The 20,800-nt window shown below is 26.0% G+C and carries 14 protein-coding genes; 13 read left to right on the top strand and 1 reads right to left on the bottom strand.

Annotated elements, in window-relative coordinates:
• Positions 1–262: 262 nt before the first annotated feature.
• From zapA to RGC78_RS04425, 12 genes are all read left to right on the top strand, one after another.
• Positions 263–1,879 (top strand): cell division protein ZapA, encoded by a 1,617-nt coding sequence (zapA, locus tag RGC78_RS04480; protein ID WP_252213214.1) that lies wholly within the window; start codon positions 263–265, stop codon positions 1,877–1,879.
• Positions 1,880–2,093: 214 nt separating this feature from the next.
• A complete protein-coding gene (locus RGC78_RS04475) occupies positions 2,094–4,439 on the top strand; it encodes a U32 family peptidase (RefSeq protein WP_309556117.1) in 2,346 nt (781 codons plus the stop codon).
• A gap of 13 nt (positions 4,440–4,452) precedes the next feature.
• Positions 4,453–6,810, top strand: a complete 2,358-nt coding sequence (locus tag RGC78_RS04470; protein WP_252226072.1) for an endonuclease MutS2 — start codon at positions 4,453–4,455, stop codon at positions 6,808–6,810.
• 374 nt (positions 6,811–7,184) lie between these two features.
• Positions 7,185–7,910, top strand: a complete 726-nt coding sequence (locus RGC78_RS04465) for a 2-thiouracil desulfurase family protein (RefSeq protein ID WP_252226070.1) — start codon at positions 7,185–7,187, stop codon at positions 7,908–7,910.
• A 166-nt stretch (positions 7,911–8,076) separates the two neighbouring features.
• On the top strand, positions 8,077–9,804 hold the full coding sequence (locus RGC78_RS04460) for a phospho-sugar mutase (protein WP_252213222.1): 1,728 nt from the start codon (positions 8,077–8,079) through the stop codon (positions 9,802–9,804).
• 99 nt (positions 9,805–9,903) lie between these two features.
• The gene (locus tag RGC78_RS04455; RefSeq protein ID WP_252213223.1) at positions 9,904–10,992 is read left to right on the top strand and encodes a tetratricopeptide repeat protein; all 1,089 of its coding nucleotides are present in this window, start codon (positions 9,904–9,906) and stop codon (positions 10,990–10,992) included.
• 485 nt (positions 10,993–11,477) lie between these two features.
• On the top strand, positions 11,478–12,191 hold the full coding sequence (locus tag RGC78_RS04450; protein ID WP_309556116.1) for a WecB/TagA/CpsF family glycosyltransferase: 714 nt from the start codon (positions 11,478–11,480) through the stop codon (positions 12,189–12,191).
• Between the two features lie 5 nt (positions 12,192–12,196).
• Positions 12,197–13,729: a murein biosynthesis integral membrane protein MurJ gene (gene murJ, locus RGC78_RS04445; RefSeq protein WP_252213225.1), complete on the top strand. Its 1,533-nt coding sequence runs from the start codon at positions 12,197–12,199 to the stop codon at positions 13,727–13,729.
• A gap of 11 nt (positions 13,730–13,740) precedes the next feature.
• The gene (locus tag RGC78_RS04440) at positions 13,741–15,024 is read left to right on the top strand and encodes a glycosyltransferase family protein (RefSeq protein WP_252226066.1); all 1,284 of its coding nucleotides are present in this window, start codon (positions 13,741–13,743) and stop codon (positions 15,022–15,024) included.
• 5 nt (positions 15,025–15,029) lie between these two features.
• On the top strand, positions 15,030–16,193 hold the full coding sequence (locus RGC78_RS04435; RefSeq protein WP_309556114.1) for a glycosyltransferase: 1,164 nt from the start codon (positions 15,030–15,032) through the stop codon (positions 16,191–16,193).
• Positions 16,174–17,412, top strand: a complete 1,239-nt coding sequence (locus tag RGC78_RS04430) for an O-antigen ligase family protein (RefSeq protein WP_309556112.1) — start codon at positions 16,174–16,176, stop codon at positions 17,410–17,412. Before RGC78_RS04435 ends, RGC78_RS04430 begins: the two co-directional genes overlap by 20 nt.
• A 12-nt stretch (positions 17,413–17,424) precedes the next feature.
• Complete coding sequence (locus RGC78_RS04425) at positions 17,425–18,075, top strand: cyclodeaminase/cyclohydrolase family protein (RefSeq protein WP_252226062.1); 651 nt, start codon at positions 17,425–17,427, stop codon at positions 18,073–18,075.
• Between the two features lie 326 nt (positions 18,076–18,401).
• Here the strand turns inward: RGC78_RS04425 and pdaA are convergent, their stop codons facing one another.
• A complete protein-coding gene (gene pdaA, locus RGC78_RS04420; RefSeq protein ID WP_252226140.1) occupies positions 18,402–19,325 on the bottom strand; it encodes a delta-lactam-biosynthetic de-N-acetylase in 924 nt (307 codons plus the stop codon).
• Between the two features lie 363 nt (positions 19,326–19,688).
• On the opposite strand from pdaA, the gene ychF reads away from it, so the two are divergent.
• Positions 19,689–20,786 (top strand): redox-regulated ATPase YchF, encoded by a 1,098-nt coding sequence (ychF, locus tag RGC78_RS04415; protein WP_252213234.1) that lies wholly within the window; start codon positions 19,689–19,691, stop codon positions 20,784–20,786.
• Positions 20,787–20,800: the final 14 nt, after the last annotated feature.

Raw genomic sequence — 20,800 nt, 5'->3', positions numbered from 1 at the left:
TTATTTGAATTTATCTCTTGGTTCTTATAATTTTTATATAGCATAAATATTACTAATATTAAAAATTGAGAATTTAGTATCAATTATTCGACTACAAAAATTATTAAATTTTAATGTTAGATATAAAGAGACTTTTAATATTAAAAAAAGTAAGAAAAAAGTAAATATTTTTATATCATAAGTATGTATCAATATAATTGTGTTATGAGTGAATATAGAATATAATTAAACAATGAGAAAGAAATTTTAAGAGGTGTAATTTATGATTAAGGTAACAGTTAATATAAATGGTATGGATTACAACTTAAAAGGTGATAAAAATGAACAATACTTAGTTGATTTAGCTGATTTTGTTGATAGTAAAGTAAAAGAGATAATGAGTAAAAATTCTAGATTAAGCACGAGTGCTGCAACAGTACTTGCGGCAGTAAATATAGCAGATGAACTTTACGAATGTGATTCTAATTTAAGAAATGCCATTAATAAGAAGAAAAATATAGAAACTGAAAAAAGTGAATTGATTCAAAAAGTAGACAAGTTAAATGAAGATTTAAAAACAACATTAGTAGAGAAAACAAAACTTCAAGAACAATTAGTAAATGGTGAGCAATCTTTAAAAGAAAAATATTTAGAAATAGAAGAGACACTTACTAATTTAAAAGAAGAGGCAACTAATCTAGAAAAAGAAAAGGGCCTATTATTAGAGAAGAATAATAAGTTGGAAAATAATTTAAAAGAAATTAGTAATTTAAATGAAGTATTAAACAAAGAAGTTGTAGAAATAAAAGAGAAAAATAAGTTCCTTTATAAAAAAGTAGATGAATCTAAAGGAAAAGAAGTAGAGTTAAGAAATAAATTACAAGTTTCAAGTGGAAATGTTAAAGAATTAGAAAATAAAGTTTCTTTTCTAGAAAACAAATGTACTAACTTAGGTAAAAAGTTTGATGATTTAAATACTTTAAATACAGAAAATTCATTAGAACTTGAAAGAATGATTAAAGTTAGAGCTAGTTTAGAAGAAGAAAATTCTATCTTGATTGAAAAAAGTAAGTCTTTAGAAGACAATTGCTTAACTTTACAAAGTAAGATAGAAGAATTAACATTATTAATATCAAATGAAAAGAGCAATAAACGAGTTCTTCAAGAAGAATATACTAAATGTAAAGAAGAGCTTGAAAATATCAGTGATCTTTATTATGAAACTGATAAAGAAGTTACAATTTTCAAACAAAAAATTGAAGAAGTCAATAGAGAAAATGAAAAATTAAATTCTAAAATAAACGTGGAAATAAAAAATAAAAAAATATTAGAAGATAATATTCAAAAATTAAATAATAATATTAATTCAATAAATAATGAAAAAAATAAAATAAAACAAGAGAATTTAAAAGTAAATGAGGAACTTACAAGCTTAAGAGATAAGTATTCTAAGTTAATTGTCAATGAAGATAATAGTAAAAAGACAATAAATATAAAACATAAAGAAATAGAAGAATTAAGAGATGATTTAAGCAATAAAGATAAATCATTAATAGATATAAAAAATATCTTAGAGTGCAAAGAAAAGTCATTAGAAAAATTAAAAGATAACTTAGATGAAAAAGAGAAAAACTTAGAGGTATTAAAAAATACTTTAAGTAAAAAGGATGCTTCTGTAGTAGAATTAGAAAATAAAGTTGAAGAATTAAATAAGCATAAGAGTAAACTTATGGAAAGAAGCAAAACTGTAAATAATAATCTTAGAACATCTAAGTATAAAGTTATGGAATTAAAGGATAAACTATTAAATGTAGAAATAGAATTAGCAGCATTAAAAAGCCAACAATTTTTAAATGGTAAAACAAAAAAAGTTATAGGACCACTTTCACATAAAAAGTAGGATAATATTAATAGAATTATAATAATTTTTTAAAAACTGCTATTTTTAATAGCAGTTTTTAAAGGTTTTTAAGAATAATAAAAGTATGATGTTTTGTTTTTAAGATAGTATTCATATTGTCGTATAAGCGAATTTCAATGTCACTACGCCTTTATACTAAAATATTAATATTAATTTAAAACAAAGATAAGTATAAATACTTAGGAGGAAATTAATGAAAAAAATAGAACTGTTAGCACCAGCAGGTAGTATGGAAAGTTTAATAGCGGCTATAAATAGAGGCGCTGATGCTATTTATTTAGGAGGAAATAAATTTTCTGCAAGGGCATATGCATCAAATTTTGATAATGAAATGATGATGAAAGCTGTAGATTATGCACATGGTTATGGAGCTCGGGTATATGTAACTATAAATACCTTATTAAAAGAAAATGAAATAAAAGAAGCTTTAAAATATGCAGGATATCTTTATGATATAGGGGTAGATGCTTTAATTATACAAGACACGGGACTTATTAATTTAATACAAAAAACATATACAGATTTTGAATTACATGCATCAACTCAAATGACAGTACATAATGGTGAAGGTGCAATGTATTTTACAGAAAAGGGATTGTCTAGAATAGTTTTATCTCGAGAGCTTTCTTTGAATGAAATTAAGTATATATCAAAGGATTTAGGTATAGAAACAGAGATATTTGTACATGGAGCACTTTGTGTATGCTATTCAGGACAATGCTTAATGAGTTCTATGATAGGAGGAAGAAGTGGCAATAGGGGAAGATGTGCTCAACCTTGTAGAATGGAATATACAATACAAGGAGAAAATACTTCACCTAAAAAGGCATATTTACTTAGCCCAAAAGATATGTGCTTAATTGATGATGTAGAAGAATTAATAAAAAGTGGAACATCATCTTTAAAAGTAGAAGGAAGAATGAAGAGACCTGAGTATGTATCAGGAGTTGTAGATACTTATAGAAAAGCAATTGATAGAGTAACTTGTAAACAAAAATTTGATTTAAAAAAGGGAAGAATTCAATTAGCTCAGTTATTTAATAGAGAAGGATTTTCTAAAGCATATCTTTATAAAAATACAGGAAAAGATATGATGAGTTATAATTTTCCTAAAAATACTGGTATTCCTATAGGTAAGGCTGTTGATAAAAATGAAATTATATTAGATGGAAATATAAGCATTGGAGACGGAATAAGATATAGGAATGACGGATTTGTATTAGGTAAAATATTACTTAATGGCAAAGAAGTAAAGGAAGCACTTAAAGGGGATAAAGTTAAATTAATACCTAGTGGTTATAAAAAAGGTGATTTAATATACAGAATGTCTGATAAAAAGTTATATGATGAATTAAAGGACTATGTAAAACCATATAAAAGAAAAGTATTATTACAAGGTGAATTAGAATTTAGAGTTGGTTTACCTTTAAAATTAAAAACTAAATTCAATGGAAAAGAATATGAAGCTTTAGGCGATACAGTTGAAGTAGCAGAGAAGTCACCATTAGATATAAAAAGAGTAGAAGAATGTTTAATGAAATCTGGAGAAATACCATATAAGTTCGAAAAAGTATTATTTAATGCTTTTGAAGACGGATTTATAAGAATAGCTTCTTTAAATAACTTAAGAAGAGAATTATTTGAAAAAATATTAAAAGAAGAAGCTTCTTCTTATAGGCGTAAAAGATTTAAGGCTGATACTTTAGGTGAAAACTTGAAATCAGGCGAACGTTTAGGTTATATTTATAGTTGTATAAATAAAGAACAATTGAAAGCATTATTAGAAGATCATACTGTTAAAAACATAGCATTAGATATATCTTATACTAAGCATAAAGGTGCGTTAAATATAAGTGATTTTAAAAATGTAGAAAATAAAAACTTATATTTTATGACTCCTAATATAATAAAAGAAGAATTTAAAAATGTAGTTAAACAAATAGATGAAGTTATTCCATATATAAAAGGATTAATAACTTCAAATGTAGGAATACTTAATTTATATAAAGATAAATTATTTATAATAGGTGATTATAAATTAAATCTGTTTAATAAAGAAGCTTTAGATTTTTATAGGAAAGATATTGAGATTCCAACATTAAGCTTAGAATTAAACAGAAAAGAAATTAAAGAAATAATGAAAAGTGTTAATTATAATGTTGCAGTTGGTGTTTATGGAAAAACAGAATTAATGGTTAGTGAGTACTGTCCAATAGGAAGTACATTTGGAAATAAATCTACTTCTAAAGAGTGTAATGGAGTTTGTATGAGAGATGAATTCACATTAGTAGATAGAAAAAATGAAACATTTAAAGTATTAGGTGATAATAGCTGTAGAAGTCATATATTAAATTCACTTTCTTTAAATTTAATAGAAGAAATTGAAGAGTTAAAAACATTTAATATATCTACGTTTAGATTTGACTTTAAAGATGAAACTTATAATGAAGTTAAAGTGATATTAGAAGAAGTGAAAAAACTTAAAAAAAGTGAAAATAGAATCTATACTAAAGGTCATTATAAACGTGGTGTAGAATAGAGGGGAACTATAAATGAACAAGAGATCTTTAAGAGTTTTAGAATTTAATAAAGTAAAGGAAATACTTAAAAAGTATGCATATAGCAGTTCTGCTAAGAAATTAGTAGATGAACTTGTACCTTATGACAATACATATGAAATAAACAATGGATTAGAAGAATCTAATGAGGCACTTGAAATATTAATGAAGAAGGGTAATCCTCCAATAGAAGGTCTTTGTGATATAGGAGATATACTTCAAAGAGCGAAAAAAGGAGGTACATTAACGCCAGAACAATTATTAAAGGTATTAGGAATGCTTACAGCAACTAGAAGAATGCAGGAATTTTTTAAAAGAGAAGAACAAGAAGTATCTTTTCCTAAGTTAGAAGATTTAGCGTATATATTAGCACCTATTAATGACTTGGAAAAAGAAATTGAGAGATCTATTTTATCAGAAGATGAAGTTAGTGATAATGCTAGCACTACTTTATATAATATAAGAAGAAGTTTAAAAGAAAAGAATTCTTCAGTAAGAGAAAAAATAAATTCAATAGTTAGAAGTAATTCAAAGTATTTACAAGACTCTTTATATACAATAAGAGGTGATAGATATGTAATTCCAGTAAAGGCTGAATATAAGGGTTCAGTGCCAGGGCTTGTACATGATCAAAGTTCAACAGGAGCTACTCTTTTTATAGAACCTATGGGGTTAGTTAATTTAAATAATGAAATAAAAGAACTTATGTTAAAAGAAAAGGCTGAAATAGATAGGATACTTTCAGCATTGTCATTAAAAGTAAAAATGAATGCAGAACACTGCGAGAGTAATTTTAAAATACTTACTAATTTAGATTTTATTTTTTCAAAGGGTAAATATGCATGTGAATTAAATGCAATAAAACCTATGGTAAGAGATGACGGAATATTCAACATAATGTCTGGTAGACATCCTTTAATTGAAAAAGATAAAGTTGTACCTTTAGATGTAAATTTAGGTGATGAATTTGACACTTTGATGATAACTGGACCTAATACAGGTGGTAAAACTGTTACATTAAAAACAGTGGGATTGCTTCATATAATGGCATTGAGTGGACTGCTTATACCTGCAAGTTCTAATTCATCAGTATCATTCTTTAAGGAAGTATTTGCTGATATAGGAGATGAGCAAAGTATTGAGCAGAGTTTATCAACTTTCTCATCTCATTTAACTAATATAGTAAATATCATGGAATATGATAATAGACAATCACTTATTCTATTTGATGAATTAGGTGGAGGAACTGATCCAGCAGAAGGTGCAGCACTTGCAATAGCTATTATAGAAAATTTAAGTAGTAAAGGTGCAAAATTAATAGCAACAACTCACTATAGTGAATTAAAGGCATATGCATTAAATAAAGAGAGAGTTGAAAATGCATCTGTAGAGTTTGATATTAATACATTAAGACCTACATATAGATTGTTAATTGGAGTTCCAGGAAAATCCAATGCATTTGAGATTTCTATAAGAATAGGACTTGGAAAAGAAGTTATAGATTGTGCAAAAAATTATATGTCTAAAGAAAATTTAGAGTTTGAAGGCTTAATAAGAAATCTTCAAGAAAAGAGTATTATAGCTAAAAAAGATGCAAGAGATGCAAAAGTCATTAAAGATCAAGCGGAAGAATTAAAGAATAAATATGAACAAAAGCTTGAAAGACTTGAAAAAGTTAAAGATAAGGCTTATATGGAAGCAAGAGAAGAGGCTAAAAAGATAGTATCTAATGCAAAAGACGAAGCAGATGATATATTAAAAGCTATGAGAGAACTTGAAAAACTTGGTATTTCAAGTGGTGGAAGACAAAGACTAGAAGAAGAACGTAAAAAACTTAAAGATAGTTTAGAAGAAAAAGAAAAGAATTTATATAAAATGAAAGAAAATGATGGTGAAGTACTTGAAAAAGTAACATTAGGTATGGAAGCGTTTTTGCCATCTTTCAATCAAAATGTGATAGTGATTTCTATGCCTGATAATAAAGGGGAAGTACAAGTTGAAGCTGGGATTATGAAAATTTCAGTTAAGTTAAAGGATCTTAGAAAAACTAAACAATCTAAAGTTGAAAAGGTAAAGAAAAAGAGAGAATTAAAATTAAATTTAAGTAAAGTTGAAAATCGTATAGATTTAAGAGGGTTAGATGCAGAAGAAGCTTGTTATAGAGTAGATAAGTATTTAGACGATGCTTATATGGGCAATCTTGGAGAAGTAACAATAGTTCATGGAAAAGGTACTGGAATTCTTAGAAAAGCAATAAATGACATGCTTAAGAGACATATACATGTTAAAAATTATAGATTAGGTGGATATGGTGAAGGTGGAGATGGTGCAACAATAGTCGAACTAAAATAATGTGATGTTTTGAAATATTGATCTTTTGTATAAAGCTCGTGGACAGAGAAATTTGTTTTAAGAACTCTAAAATAAAGATTAGTCCAATTAATGCATGCTCCCAATGAAACATTGTACTGTGTGAAAGTTCGTGTTTTCAAATATGAAATTTGGACACTTACTTTTGACAAGCAATTAATTGTAAGGCTAAAAGGAAACTCAACTCAAGTACATTCGCTGAGTAAGTAAGAGTAGCAAAATATAAAATTTTGACTCTTACTTAAGAGTTCTAGAAAAGTAAATTTCAATGCCACTTCGCCTTTATAACAAAAGATCAACATATTTAAAATAGGGTAGAATAAGAAATAAATATGAAGAAATTTTGAGGTGAGTGCATGTATATTATAAGTGCATGTTTATGTGGAGTTAACTGTAAATATAGTGGGGAAAATAATTTAAATGAAAAGTGTGTTGAGTTATTTAGAAGAGGAAAAGCTATTTTGGTATGTCCTGAACAACTTGGAGGATTAAGTACTCCTAGAACTCCAGTAGAATTAAAAAATTCTGCTCAGGATATACTAGAAGGGCATGGAATAGCAATTACAAAAGATGGTTTAGATGTTACAAATCAATTTGTAAAAGGTGCATATGAAACATTAAAGATAGCTAAAGAAGTGAATGCTACAAAGGCTATTTTAAAAGAAAAAAGTCCATCATGTGGTGTTAATAAAGTATATGATGGAAGCTTTCAAGGAAACAAAATAGATGGAATGGGACTTACTGCATACTTATTGCAAAAAGAAGGAATAGAAGTATTTTCTGAAGAAGATATAGAACCTAATAATGAAAAATTAATATATTTAAATGAATATTTTGAAAACAAATTAAAAAGAAAAAAATTTTTAAACTTAGAGGAAGATGATTATGATGAGTCATTGGATTTGACAGAATGTTTAGATGAATTTTCTGATTTGCCAAGTCGAGTTAAGGATAATGTAAAAAGACTAATAATATCTTTAGCAGAAGATCTTATGGGATTTACTGAAATAGATGAAATATCAGAAGCTACAGGGCTAACAATAGAGGAAATTAAAACTATAAAGAATGAACATGAAAAATAAGAAATGTTAGTAATTGGAAAAATTTATTACTAAATACTATAAAATATTAAAAAAACTATTTTTTATTATGGATAAGTATTGTATAATAATAGAAGTATTAAGTAAAATTTTGTTAAGTTAGTATAAATGTTTAACAAATGATTTATACAAATGGGAGGGAACATATATGGATTATAAAGAAAAATATAACTCATGGCTTAATTCTGAGAGTATAAATGAAGAAACAAAGAATGAATTAAAAGCTATATGTGATGAAAAAGAAATAGAAGATAGATTTTATAAAGATTTAGAGTTTGGTACAGGTGGATTAAGAGGTGTAATTGGTGCAGGAAGCAACAGAATGAATGTATATAGTGTTTCAAAAGCCACTCAAGGTTTTGCTAATTACTTAAATGAAAACTTTAACAAACCAGCAGTTGCAATTGCATACGATTCTAGAAATATGTCAAAGGAATTTGCTAAGGCAGCAGCACTTACATTATGCGCTAACAATGTAAAAGTATACTTATATGAAAGTTTAAGACCAACACCAGTGTTATCTTTTGCTACAAGAGAATTAAAATGTAGTGGTGGAATAGTTGTAACCGCTTCACATAATCCAAAACAATATAATGGATATAAGGTTTATGATGAATTTGGAGGACAAGTTACAGATGACAAAGCTAACAAAATAATAACTTGTGTTAACCAAATTGAAGATTTTTCACAAATTAAAATTATAGATGAAAAAGATGCTTTAGAAAAAGGTTTACTTGAATATGTAGGTGAAGAATTAGATAAAGTTTATATGGAAAAAGTAAAATCTTTAACTATTAGAAAAGAATTAGTTAGTGAAAAAGCTAATACTTTAAATGTTATATATACTCCAATTCATGGATCAGGCAATGTTCCAGTTAGAAGAGTATTAAAAGAATTAGGATATACAAATGTAGAAGTTGTAAAAGAACAAGAAGCTCCAGATGGAAACTTTCCAACAGCATCTTATCCTAATCCAGAAAATCCAGATGTATTTAAATTAGCTTTAAATATGGCACAAAGCACAAATCCAGATATCATATTTGGAACAGATCCTGATTGTGATAGAATTGGTGTTGTTGTAAAAGACAGCAAAGGTGAATACAAAGTTTTAACTGGTAACCAAACTGGATTATTATTAACTCATTATATGTTAAGTTCATTAAAAGAAACGAATAAGTTACCTGAAAATGGAGTAGTTATTAAGACAATAGTAACTACAGAAGGTGCTAAAGCAATTGCTGATGATTTTAATATAGAAATATTAGATGTACTAACTGGATTTAAATATATAGGAGAAAAGATAAGAGAATTTAAAGAATCAGGAGAACATACTTACTTATTTGGATTTGAAGAAAGTTATGGATATCTTGCAGGAGACTTTGTTCGTGACAAAGATGCAGTAATAGCTTCAATGTTAATATGTGAAATGTGTTTATATTATAAAGAACATGGAAAGAGTTTATATGATGCTTTAATAGAATTATATGAAAAATATGGATACTTTAAAGAAACTCTTGTATCTTTAGAATTAGCAGGAAAAGAAGGTCAAGAAAAAATAGCTTCTTGTATAGATGCTATGAGAAATAGTAAAGTAAGTGAAATTAATAATGTAAAAGTAGTCAGAAAATTAGATTATAAATTAAGTATGGATGAAGATGTAGAAAACGGAAGTAAGGTAGCAATTGATTTACCAAAATCAAATGTATTAAAATTTATACTTGAAGATGATTCTTATTTTGTAGTGAGACCGTCAGGAACTGAACCCAAAATGAAAGTTTATTTATCTATTAAGGGAAATAGCTTGACTGATGCTGAAAAGCAAATATCAGAATTCAAAGAAAATGTCATGAAATTAATTAATGAAAAATTAAACTAAATTAATTCTACAAATAAGCTGTTTTAAGTGATATAATAATCATTTGAGACAGCTTTTGTTCTTAAATACTATCAAGATAAAATTAGGTGGTGTAACATAATGGATTATAAAACAATGTTGAAGGAAAAATTAAGTAAGATATTATTTTTAGAAATGGATATAGAGGGATTTAAAAAGACTGTAAATATTCCGGAATATGTGACATTTAAAAATAAAGATTTATATATGCCTATAAGTTCAGAATATATAACATCTAATGTTAATGATGAAATAAAAATGAAGAACTTACCTATATATTATTTTATTGAAGGAATGTTTATATGTTTTGCATGTGATGAAAAATTAAGATTTAATGATGATTATGGAATTATTTTAACTTATATTGCTAATGCCGAAGAATCTATAAAAAGTCTTATAGCTAATAGAATTAAAGAAGAAAGATTAGAAGAAGCTTATATATTATTAAAAGGATTATATATATATAATAGAGAAGAAGAGGTTTTTAAAAATCTATTATTGACAGGGGAAGCCTTGAGAGAAAAGGATTCTAAATTCAAATCAATACTATTACAAGATATTGAAGAAGGAAAGATAAAGTTTAAAAATATGCCAGAACCTTACTTGTATAATGCACTTATATTAAGAGATGATGGAGACTTTATAAATGCTAAAGAAGAAATTAATAGCTACCTAAATAAAGGCGGAGTAAAGAGCGGAGAGATAGATCAAATAATCAACGATATTAACAATGTAAGTCAATATGAAAAAGCAATAGAGCTTTTAAATGAAAAGCCAGAAAAAGCAATAGAAATGTTATTGCCATTAGTTGACCAATTTGAAACAAATCCACTTTTATATTATTACTTAGCAGTTGGATATAGAAATTTAGAAAACTATGAAAAAGCTATATACTATTTAAATCAAAGTTTAAGTATTGAATCAGGTATATTAGAAGTAGTTAATGAACTTGGTATAAATTATGCTTGTCTTGGTAATTATGAAGAAGCAATAAAATACTTTAAAAAGGCTTTTGAGGCTTCAAGAGATGTTGAAATTTGTACTAACATAATAATGTGTTATATGAATTTAGGCGATAATGAACAAGCAAAACTTCATTTAGAAATTGCTAAAAAATTAAAACCTGAAGATGAAATTGTAAGTCAATTAGAAAAAGCTTTAACTAAATAGTTAATTTTATAATTTTAGTATAAAGCTCGTAGACAGGGAAATTTCCTTTAAGAACACTAAAACAGATATTAGTCTAATTAATGCATGCTCCCAATGAAACATTGTGACAAGCAATTAATTCAACAAATATCTATTAAGAGTTCTAAAAAGTAAATTTCAATGCTACTGCGCCCTTATACTAAAATTATGAACACTATTTTTAAATAAAGGGTTTTATTTCAGCACTATCAAAATAGCATTAGATATTTTGTTAGTGCTTTTTATATATAGGAAAAGATGTTTTAATATGCATATATCAACACGTTGCTAAAACATAGCAATTTTAAAAAATTATTATTTTAATACATAAAAAGGGATTTATTATATGATATAATAGTCTAATCAATAATAAGTATTATATTTATGAAAATACTACATAATGAAAGGAGAAACTACTTTAAATTATATCTAAATTTTTAACTTTGTAATTTTAAGTAGCGAATTTTATGTTTACAGATATACTTAATTTTAAAATATTTAATGGCAACAAAAAAGAACTGATGAAATACATAGAGAAATTTGAAAAGATAAATATTATATCAGGAAATCCAGAGATATTATTTAATGGATTAAATGATAAAATACTTAATAGATGTTTTAAAGAAGACAACTCTGTAATTATTCCTGATGGGGTAGGGACAGTTCTTGCTTCTAAATTGTTAAAAAATCCAGTAAAAGAAAAAATAGCTGGAATAGAGGTTATGAAAGATCTTTTATCAAAAGCTAATTTAGAAAATAAATCTATTTATTTATTAGGAGCAAAAGAAGAAGTAATTCAAAAATGTGCGGAAAATATTAAAAATGAATTTAATAATTTAGATATATGCGGTTTACATAATGGATATTTTGATTTAGATAGTTGTGCTGAAATAATAGATGAAATAAAAGAGAAAAAGCCTTGGGCTATTTTTATTGCTATGGGATGCCCAAGACAAGAATATTTTATTGAAAAATATATGGATATATTACCTTGTAATATATTTATGGGTGTTGGAGGAAGTTTTGATATATTTTCAGGAATTTCTAAAAGAGCACCTAAATGGATGATAAATTTAGGACTTGAATGGCTTTACAGGGTGACAAAGGAACCTTGGAGAATAACAAGACTTACTTCTATACCTAAGTTTTTAATAAAAGTATTAAAGTATAATAAAAGGTGATAAATATGAAGAAGAATACTTTATTAAAATCTACTTTAATAATAATGATAGTATCGTGTATAAGCAGAGTTATAGGTTTTGTTAGAGATATGCTTATTGCAAATAATTTTGGAGCTGGTATGTATACAGATGCATATAATATTGCTGTTACTGTACCGGAAACTATATTTATGCTTATAGGCCTTGCAATCTCTACATCATTTTTACCAGTACTAAGTAAGATAAAAGCGAAAAAAGGCAAAAATGAAATGTATTATTTTGCTAATAATGTGATTAATATATTATTTATTATTTCAGTTATATTTTTTGCTATAACTAGTATTTTTTCAAAAGAAATAGTTATGGCTTTGGGAAAAGGGTTTGATACAGAAACAACTATTTTAGCAATTAGATTAACTAGAATTACACTGATTAATTTATTATTTATGTCAATTAACGCATGTTTTACATCATTATTACAAGTTAATGAAGATTTTGTTATACCATCAATATTAGGTTTGTTTTTTAATTTACCTATGATAGTGTATTTACTATTTTTTAGAAGTTATGATATTATTGGATTAACTATAGCTAATGTTATAGGAAACTTTTTTAGAGTAGTAGTTCAAGTACCATCGTTAGTATCACATGGGTATAAATATAAATTTTTTGTTAACTTAAAAGATGAAGGATTAAGAGCCATTTTATTCTTAATAATTCCAGTGGTTATAGCAGCGGGTGCAAATTCTCTAAATATGATAGTTGACAAAAGAATTGCATCATCATTAGAGATCGGATCTATTTCAGCATTAGGTTATGCAGAAAAGCTTATATTTTTTATAAATAGTATAATAACAACATCTATATCTAGTGTTGCATATCCTATGATGGCTAATGCTAGGAATGCAAAAAAAATAGATGAGTTTGTAGAATTATTAAAAAAATCTCTTATATATTTAGCTCTAATTTTAATACCAATTACAGTTGGAGTTATAATATTTAAAGAAGATATTGTAAGTATTATATATGAAAGAGGAAAATTCACAGAATATGCAGTAAAATTAACAAGTTTAGCTTTACTTGGATATACAGTTGGAATATTTTTTACTGGAATGAGAGATATATTAAATTCTACTTTATTTTCTATGGGAAAAACTAAGATTACAACTGTAAATGGAATTATAGGAGTAATCATAAATATATGTTTAAGCATAATATTATCAAAAACTATAGGAATATATGGAGTAGCATTAGCATCTTCTATAGCTATGATGATAACTTCGATTTTATTATTTATTAGTATTACAAAATTAGAACGTAATTTTACTTATAAAGATTTATTTGTTAAAATATTCAAGATAATTATTAATTCAATTTTAATGGGATTAGTCATTATTACATTTATAAATTTTATGGATGAAATAATACCAAAAATAATGATTATTATTTTTGGAACTATTATTGGTATCATAAGCTATTTTATATTATGTAATTTATTTAATATAAAAGAGGTACAGGAGATAAAAAATTTATTTTTAAACAAAGTAAAGAAGAAATAATAGGAGGACATATGAAAATATTATTTATAGCTTGTTATTCTCCATTAATAAATAATTCAGCTGCAATAGAAACTTTGCAGTATTTAAATAAATTAAGCGAAATTCCAGGAAATGAGATACATTTATTAACTGTTAATTTTCCTAAAAATTCAATATATTATGATGAATATTTATTTTCTATGATGGATAGCAAAATAAAATATCATTTAATTGATGGTGGAGTAATATTTAAAAAATTTATTCCTAGAAAGCAAAGTGTATCTAAGATAAATAAAGAATCTATAAAAAATAGAAAAATTTTAAGAAGGATTAAAAATGCACTTGTAATACCTGATATGTATTATGGATGGGCTAAAAAAGCAGCAAAGTATGGAATTCAACTTATGCAACAAGAAAAATTTGATGTTATATTTTCAATGCATGAGCCGCCATCTTCTCATTTGTGTGCATACTATATAAAAAGAAAATTCAAAAATATACCATGGATTACATATTGGAGTGATCCTTGGCTTAAGGATTCAACACGTCAAAATTCTTTTATATTAAAAAAACTAATCGAAAAGAATATGGAAAAGAAGGTTGTTGAATTATCAGATAAATTTATTTTTGTAACTGAAGAAAATAGAAAAGATTACTTAAATCAATACAAAGTTGTTGAAGCTAAAAGCGATTTTACTTATATATTAAATAGAGGATTTGATAAAGAATTATATAATAAATTATCATTAGAAAATACTCCATCACTTATACAAAGCAATAAAATTAACATGGTTTATACAGGAGAAATATTTACTAAATTAAGAAATATAAATCCTTTCATTGAAGCGTTAGAAGAGATTAAAAATGAAAATAAAGATGACTATGAATTACTTAATATTTTATTTTTTGGCAACATAGATGATATTGAAGTTAAAAGAAAATTAAGTAATCTAGAAATAGCAAAAGTTTCATCTAGAATACCTTTTGATGAAGCACTTAAGTATATGTTAAATTCAGAAATATTAATTTTATTTGGTAATAAAAATTCTAAACAAATACCTGCAAAAATATATGATTATTTTGGAACGGATGCAAGAATTTTTGTTATTTATGGTGATGATAATGATCCAATTAAAGATATAGTTGAGAATAATGAAAAGTGCATTAATGCTAGTAATTCTGTTAAAGAAATAAAAGATAATATATATAGGTTAATAGGCTTATATAAAAGTAATAATATAAAGTCAGAACCAGATTATAGATATGAATGGAATAGCATAGTTAAGAAGCTAAATACTATATTAGAAGAGAAGTGATAAAAATGCATATTATGGTAATACCATCGTGGTATTCATCACCAAGAAATAAAGTTCATGGAAGCTTTTTTAAAGAACAGTTTAAAGCATTATCTAATAGTGATGAAAAAATTACGGTGGCTTATAATGAAATTTGGCCACTTACGTTAATTGGTAAAATAAAAGAAAAAAGAAAAATTAATTTTAGTATAGAAGATAACCTTAGAACTTATAGATATAAAGATTTCAATTATTTTCCTAAGAACCCATTAATGTTTAAAAGCTTTAATAAGAGAATGGATAAATTATATAAAGAAATAGTTAAAAAAGAAGGTAAAGTTGATATAATACATGCCCATTCTGCAATGTGGGGTGGAATTTCTGCAGCTTATATAAGTAAAAAATATAATATACCATTAGTTATAACAGAGCATTCATCACTAAAGTATGCAAAATATTTAAAAGATAGTTATAGAAAACATATTTATAAAGCTTATGAAAGTTGTGATTCATTAATAGCAGTAGGTAATGGCTTAAAAAAGGAACTTAACACATATGTAAATAGAGATATAGAAGTTATTCATAATATGGTTGATTTATCTTTATTTAATATGGAAGCAGAGTGCAATAAAAACGCAAAGAATAATACGCTTACTTTTTTCTCATGTGCTTTTCTTGAAGAGGGAAAAGGTATGGAGTTGTTAATAAAATCTTTTAAAGAAGTGTTTATTAATGAAAATGTGGTACTTAAAATAGGGGGAGACGGGTCTCTAAAATCTTCATTAGAAGAATTAGTTAAAAGTATAGGTATGGAAAAACAGATATTTTTTTTAGGGGCGTTATCAAGGCAAGAGGTAGCTAATGAAATGAAAAATTGTGATATATTTGCATTACCATCAGAACATGAAACCTTTGGCGTTGTATATATAGAGGCTTTAGCTTGTGGCAAACCTGTTATAGGCGCTAAAAATGGTGGCGCTGAAGATATAATAACTAAAAAAAATGGAATTATTGTTGAAAAAAACAATGAAGAACAATTAATATCTGCATTGAAATATATGAAAGAAAATTATAAAAATTATAATGAAAGCAATATTAGAGATATGACAGTTAAAAATTATTCAGAAGATTTATTGGTAAAGAATTTGAAGGGAGTGTATAAAAAAGTAAATGAAAGAGGTATTAAATAAAATTTACAATTTTATAGGTAACAGATTATATTTTAGATTACTATATATATTAGTCAGCTTAGGTTTTGCAACTATTTTTTTATATGTTCCAGCAATAAAAAAATTAAATACTATTGTTTTAGCATGGGGTATTTTACTAATATTAATTATGATATTTAAAGATTATAAAACAAGAAAGATATATAAATTTGATATTCCAATAATTTTATTTATAATTTTTACTTTAGCACTTAACATATTTGCTTATAGGACTACGGAAAACATCAAAATATGGATAGTTAATTTAATAATATTTACATCTTTATATACAATAGATGTATTTAAAAGCAAAAGGCAAAATATAAAAGAAATGAATATTATATCATGTTTTTATATTGTTTTAATGTTACCATTATCAATAGTATCATTATATGTGGACTATAAGAAGATAACTATACAAGCAACTGATATGGTATTTGGAACAGGTCGATCATTTGGGATTTTTGTAAATCAAAATGCTTTATCTATAGCAGCAGGATTAGCAGTTGTATTAAGTATATATTTAATGTTAAAAAATAATAATATTAAGATGAAAATATTATTACTTCTAAATGTTATTATACAAGGTATTACAATGGTAAAAGCAAATGGAAGAAGTTCATATTTGCTTATAATTGCTGTAATATATTTATTTATATTTGTATATTTAAAAAGTAAACATTTAAGAATAGCATTATTAATAATTCCATTATTATGTTCAAGTGTATTATTAACTTTTGATGAAGACAGACTACATAGCTTTACAAGTGGAAGAAATATTTTATGGAAATCAGCTAGTTTTGTTATAAAAGACAATCTGTTGCTTGGAGTAGGAAATTCAGATTTAATAGAAGCAGTAAGAAATGCTAGAATAGTTGAATATTTACCAGGAATAGAATATGGTGGACTTCATAATATTTATCTTCAAATAGCAACTGTAAATGGAATTATTTCATTAGCATTAATTTTAATTTTTCTAATAAGTATTATGGTATTTATAATAAAGAGATTAGATAAGCTGAAGGGGAAAGAAAAGCTTCAAATGACTACAATATCTTCCATGTTACTTGGAATATTAGCAGTAAATGCATTTGAAAGTAATTTAGTTTATATAATAAGTTTTATATCTATTATGTTCTGGATATATCTTGGATATATAATATCTATATTAGATAATAAAAATATAAGCAATAATAAATAAGGGGGATTTTTAATGGAATTTTATAAACAAACAATTAAAGAATTTATTGGGGATGTAGAAAGTGATAAAGCATCACCAGGTGGCGGAAGTGTAGCAGGGCTAATAGGTGCATTATCAGGTGCACTGAATTCAATGGTATATTCTTTAACAGTAGGTAAGAAAAAATACCAACAATTAGATGAAGAAATTAAAACTATGATAGATGATTTTAGAGAAAAATCTAAAGGATTTACATATAGAAGCCTAGAACTTATGGAAGAAGATCGAAATGGATTTTTAAAGTTAATGGATTGCTACAAACTTCCTAAAGATACAGAAGAAGAAAAAAGCAATAGAAATAATGCTATAAAAGAAGGTACAAAAGAAGCTATGTTACCACCATTAAAATTAGCAAGAGAATCTTTTGAGTTTTATAAAAATTTAGATGTTATGAGTAAGTATGGTAACAAAATGCTTTTATCAGACTTAGGCATGTCAGCAATATTATTACACTGCACTATAGAGAGTGCAATAATGAATGTCAAAGTTAATTTAAATGGCTTAAGAGATGATGAAATATTCTTTAATGAAATAAAAGAAGAATTAGATGATTTATTTAATAAATCTAAAGATAAAAAAGAAGAGATTGTAGCACAAGTAAATTCAGTTATATTTCAAGAATAATAATTAAAAACAAAGATATGTTTTAGCAGAATGTTGAGATATGCATAAGTAAAGTGGACAGAGTAATTGAACTTAGGAATACTAAAAATGATTATAGTCCCATTTTAGCTTGCTCCAAATATAAAATTGAGACAAGCAATAAATGTGACAATACTCATTAAGTATTCTCAAAGTCCAATTACAATGCCACTTTACCTATTGCATATCTTAACATAGATTTAAATTATAGTCTTAAATAGAAAAGGGACTATGTATAATGAATAAAAATTATGCATAGTTCCTTTTTATATATTTAAAAGCATTGTTTAAGAATAGTCTAAATAGCTTTATTCTGTTGGAAGTTCATTTAAGGATTTAAATTCATATCCATCATCTTGTAATTTTTTTATAACAGTATCTAATATTTTAGCATTAGTATCAGATACAGCATGAAGAAGCATTATACATCCAGGATGAGCACCGTTAGTTATCTTATTTATTGCAAAACTTTCAGCAGGTTGATTTTTTACTAACCAATCTTTATAAGCAAAACTCCAAAATACAGATTTATATCCTAAGTCTTTTGTCATTTTTAAAGAATCTTTTGAATATTTACCCATTGGTGGTCTAAAATATTTTGGCATATCTTTCCCTACAACCTTTTTATAAGCTTCCTCTACTTCAGTAAATTCTGATTCAAATTTAGCTTTATCATGAATTGATGCCATTGAAGGATGATGTGATGAATGATTACACACTAAATGTCCCTCATCAACCATTCTTTTAATTAAATCTGGCTCAGTATCAATATAAGGTTTAACAACAAAAAAGGCAGCAGGTACATTTAATTTTTTTAATGTATCTAATATTTTACCTGTATTACCATTTTCATATCCTTCATCAAAAGTAAGATATATTACTTTTTTAGATGTATCTCCTAGATAACAAGCATCATTTTCTTTTAGGAAATCTACTGACTCTTTTGGCCCTTCAGCTACATTATCTTTACCTTTACCTACATAATACCAATTTAGTTCTCCTTGATCGGAAAACAATGAAAATATATCTTTAACTTTATTTTCTTCAAATTCTATAAATTGCTCCATTTCATCTTCCTTGGGCTTTTTGGATTTGGCATTAATAGGTGTAGCAAGAGAATTTATAGTTAACACTGAAACTAATAAAGCTAAAATTGATTTTTTATAATATTTTTTCAAATTTCCACCTTCTATCTTAAAATTATTTATTTTAGCTATATTTAAAAATAACATTGATGTTGTAGTATAAAACAAACTCCAATTTTATTTAGCATATATACTAAAGCACCAATAGTGGCTTAAAATATAGCTTATTTTACATAACGTTTTCTAAATATTATATAGAATAATAAATTTCTACAGATTTAGAATATGTTCATATAAAATATTGTTTGTATTTTATCAAACTATTAATCATGGTAATTTCTATTAAATATAGATTTTTATTTAAGTAACTATTTATTTTAGGTGTGTTAAAGCAAAAATCTCTGCCTACAAGCTTCATACTATAACATCAAACATATTTAGTTGAAAAGAAAGACGTTCTAGAGTATAATTTTTAAAGGTGTATTAAATGTTAGAAAGGACTGTACATAAATGAAGTTAGGAATTGTAGGATTGCCGAATGTAGGTAAAAGTACATTATTTAATGCGATAACAAAAGCTGGAGCAGAATCAGCTAATTACCCATTCTGTACCATTGAACCAAATGTGGGAGTAGTTAGTGTTCCAGATAAGAGATTAGATGTCTTAGAAAAGATGTATAACACAAAGAAAAAAATATATACAGCAATAGAATTCTATGATATAGCAGGATTAGTTAAAGGAGCTTCAAAAGGTGAAGGTTTAGGAAATAAATTTTTAGCCAATATTAGAGAAGTTGAATCAATAGTTCACGTTGTAAGATGTTTTGATGATGAAAATGTTGTTCATGTTGAAGGTACTGTTGATCCAATAAGAGATATTGAAACTATAAACTTAGAATTAATTTTTTCAGATTTAGAAGTTTTAGAAAGAAGAATGGAAAAAGGTATAAAACTTGTAAGATCTGGTGATAAAACTGCTAAGTTTGAATATGGAATTATGGAAAAAATTAAAGAACAATTAGAATCTAATAAACCAGCAAGAACTTTAGAATTTACAGATGAAGAGCAAGCTTTTGTAAAAGGATTATTCTTAATTACTTCAAAGCCTGTTTTATATGCTTGTAATATTTCCGAAGATGATGTTATGGAAGGAAACTTCGAAAATAAATATGTGAAAACAGTAAAAGAATATGCAGCATCTGAAAATTCAGAAGTAATAGTTGTAAGTGCTAAAATAGAAGAAGAATTATCTGGATTAGAAGATGATGAAAAAAATGAAATGTTAAGAGAATATGGATTGGAAGAATCTGGTCTTGATAAGTTAATTGAAGCAAGTTATAAATTATTAGGACTTATGAGTTTCTTAACAGCTGGAGTTCAAGAAGTTAGAGCTTGGACTATTAAAAGAGGGACTAAAGCTCCACAAGCTGCTGGTAAAATCCATACTGATATTGAAAGAGGATTTATCAGAGCTGAAGTTGTTGGATATGATGATCTAGTTGAATGTGGATCAGAAGCAGCAGCAAAAGAAAAAGGTAAGTTCAGACTTGAAGGAAAAGAGTACATAATGGAAGATGGAGATGTAGTTAACTTCAGATTCAATGTATAACATATTTTTTAATA

Origin of the sequence: Clostridium aquiflavi (genome assembly GCF_031344075.1) — a bacterium.
Taxonomy (GTDB): domain Bacteria; phylum Bacillota; class Clostridia; order Clostridiales; family Clostridiaceae; genus Clostridium; species Clostridium aquiflavi.
Note: the sequence above shows the minus strand (reverse complement) of the source record. Positions and strands in the feature narration are given on the sequence as shown.

Coding starts and splice junctions, on each gene's coding strand:
- zapA (WP_252213214.1), top strand. CDS start 263: ATGATTAAGGTAACAGTTAATATAAATGGTATGGATTACAACTTAAAA.
- RGC78_RS04475 (WP_309556117.1), top strand. CDS start 2,094: ATGAAAAAAATAGAACTGTTAGCACCAGCAGGTAGTATGGAAAGTTTA.
- RGC78_RS04470 (WP_252226072.1), top strand. CDS start 4,453: ATGAACAAGAGATCTTTAAGAGTTTTAGAATTTAATAAAGTAAAGGAA.
- RGC78_RS04465 (WP_252226070.1), top strand. CDS start 7,185: ATGTATATTATAAGTGCATGTTTATGTGGAGTTAACTGTAAATATAGT.
- RGC78_RS04460 (WP_252213222.1), top strand. CDS start 8,077: ATGGATTATAAAGAAAAATATAACTCATGGCTTAATTCTGAGAGTATA.
- RGC78_RS04455 (WP_252213223.1), top strand. CDS start 9,904: ATGGATTATAAAACAATGTTGAAGGAAAAATTAAGTAAGATATTATTT.
- RGC78_RS04450 (WP_309556116.1), top strand. CDS start 11,478: ATGTTTACAGATATACTTAATTTTAAAATATTTAATGGCAACAAAAAA.
- murJ (WP_252213225.1), top strand. CDS start 12,197: ATGAAGAAGAATACTTTATTAAAATCTACTTTAATAATAATGATAGTA.
- RGC78_RS04440 (WP_252226066.1), top strand. CDS start 13,741: ATGAAAATATTATTTATAGCTTGTTATTCTCCATTAATAAATAATTCA.
- RGC78_RS04435 (WP_309556114.1), top strand. CDS start 15,030: ATGCATATTATGGTAATACCATCGTGGTATTCATCACCAAGAAATAAA.
- RGC78_RS04430 (WP_309556112.1), top strand. CDS start 16,174: ATGAAAGAGGTATTAAATAAAATTTACAATTTTATAGGTAACAGATTA.
- RGC78_RS04425 (WP_252226062.1), top strand. CDS start 17,425: ATGGAATTTTATAAACAAACAATTAAAGAATTTATTGGGGATGTAGAA.
- pdaA (WP_252226140.1), bottom strand. CDS start 19,325: ATGTTATTTTTAAATATAGCTAAAATAAATAATTTTAAGATAGAAGGT.
- ychF (WP_252213234.1), top strand. CDS start 19,689: ATGAAGTTAGGAATTGTAGGATTGCCGAATGTAGGTAAAAGTACATTA.